The sequence below is a fragment of the Bacillus sp. GMa5/1 genome (assembly GCF_050172015.1).
GTDB lineage: Bacteria > Bacillota > Bacilli > Bacillales > Bacillaceae_G > Bacillus_A > Bacillus_A cereus.
Genome location: NZ_JBNLYC010000348.1, coordinates 1 through 2,177, shown reverse-complemented (window position 1 = coordinate 2,177; position 2,177 = coordinate 1). Strand labels below are relative to the sequence as shown.

The following is a 2,177-nucleotide window of genomic DNA, read 5'->3' as shown; positions in this document are numbered from 1 at the left end:
ATAAAAACTCCCCTTGATCGATACAAAAAACTTTCATTGTTATCTGCTTAAAGTATAAGTATGAAATTGCTTTCAGGGCAATATTTAACCTTATAATACTAAAAGGAAGGAGATCTCTCCTTCCTTTTAGTAACAACTTATATCCACCTTACCCTATCATGTAACAATCCATCAGTAAAATTATTATGCCCTATTACAAAATCCTTCATATATAAATTTAAATACTCACCGTACTTACTTTCTGTATTTAATAACAACTCCTCGACGTAATAAGCACCTTGTTCAAATTGATCTAAAAGTAAACTAGACAAGCCCGCATAAATTCCGCACCCTACCTGAAAATACGTTGCATTCGTTTTATATTTACGAAAAACTTGGCTACTATTCATTACATTATACATATATGTCTCACTATTTTCATAAACGAGTAACACACCGACCAAGTCCTCTCCAGCAACCTCTTCTTCCGCTGGATTAAACACTTTACGATTCCAGTTCCATAAATCTTCTACTTGATCTAAGTTCTGTCTAATTATATTTGTTGTATACTCATTAATTCGGTAAAGAAAACCAACTTCCATATTGAAGTTTTTCCCTAAAATTAATACTTCCTCATGTGGCATTAAACAACCATAGAATTCTTTTTCTCCTAACTTCACTTTATACTCTGAAGCATATACATCTTCATAAAAGTAAAGAGGCCGATGATGACTCATATACATCGGATAACTCCAGATTGCTTCATCTAAAAATCGCTCTACTGCCCATGAAGCATAAAGTGTATGTGGCTTTATAAGTGCTGTATCATGCAAAAACGACGTGTCATGTTCTACAATATAACATGCTCTTGGCCTTTCATTTGGTCGTTCCTTCATAAGCTCAACAACCATCCATTGAACAACACCTGGATTCATACCTGAACCTATAATCGCTTTTGTATTTGTAAATTTCTCTTTCTCCTTCTCAAACCTTGTATATCTTTCCGTAAGCTGAAAGCCGATTAAGCTGTCGTCCTGATCTACTGCTTCATTTTCCAAGGCTGAATTAATATAACAAATTCCTAATTCATTACAGCAGCTTAATACTCTAACTGTATCTGCCCCTGAAACATCAATCACAACACTCGTACTTTTTTCTTTTAAATGTTGTTTAAATTCCACTACATTTTGAAGGTTTATCTCATATAAATATAATTGACCTTTCAAATTCGAAAACAACTCATCATAATAAGTCCTATCTTTTTGTTTTATATCCACTAAATGAAATTTGGCATTCTTTAATACTTCATAAATTGGATCTTTTTCATTTGCTATCGCTTGATTTAAAATTGCTAAAACTGCTTTTGCTGCTCCACCAGCACTACCAAGCAATGTAATTGATAACGAATTCGGAAACTGCTCCACGAACAAAACCCCTTTAATAAATTAGTTGAGCAACTCCTCCTCAAAAAATAAATTGAATACATAAAAAGATAGCTCGTACACAATTTTTATAAGTTAGTGCAAAGTTACCTTTTAAAAAATCACACTATACTATGTTTATATTCAATTCATTTTTCCCCTCATCTTCAAATTAAACTAAAACAAATAGGCTCGACCTTTTCTTCTGCATATAAAAGAAAAAGTCAGCCCTTCCAACTAATCTACGGACAATGGACGGATTTTACATGTTGAATATTCACATACATTTTTGCATCACGTGCTTTTGATATTTCAATATGACCTTCATCAATTTTCGCCATTTTTCCAATTTTATTGGACTCCTCACCTAAATCAAACACCATAATTTTCCCAGTCATTTTAATAAGCTGTTCTTCAAATGTTCTAGCTAATGTAATATTTAACGGATTTACGGGGAGTTCATTTTTATTGAGGGCATACGGTACTTGGTTTTCTTTATACGGAATTAACCATTTTAAATGCTTTAAAGATATATATACCGTTTTATAAACCGGACTATAAAAAACAATATAGTCGTTCATCACACTTGTAACATAACCATGTATTGGAGCATTTCCTGCTACATAAACTTCTGTAAAAATCCCTTTAGAAGTACTTAATACTTTTCTCAAAGAAATTGAAGGGGATTCCCTCTTAATTACAGAATCAACATCTGGTTTTAGTATGTCTTCGTCATGTGCTCTTAAAAATTTATAGTATTGTACATGATATAAAGAT

At 32.4% G+C, this 2,177-nt stretch carries 2 protein-coding genes; both read right to left on the bottom strand.

Going from position 1 to position 2,177, the window contains the following annotated elements; all coding sequences use genetic code 11:
* Nucleotides 1-137: 137 nt before the first annotated feature.
* Nucleotides 138-1,403, bottom strand: a complete 1,266-nt coding sequence (locus ACQGSG_RS28460) for a hypothetical protein (RefSeq protein WP_000434722.1) — start codon at nt 1,401-1,403, stop codon at nt 138-140.
* Nucleotides 1,404-1,642: 239 nt separating this feature from the next.
* The coding region (locus ACQGSG_RS28455; RefSeq protein WP_426948657.1) for a DUF2642 domain-containing protein at nt 1,643-2,177 on the bottom strand (535 nt) is incomplete at its 5' end.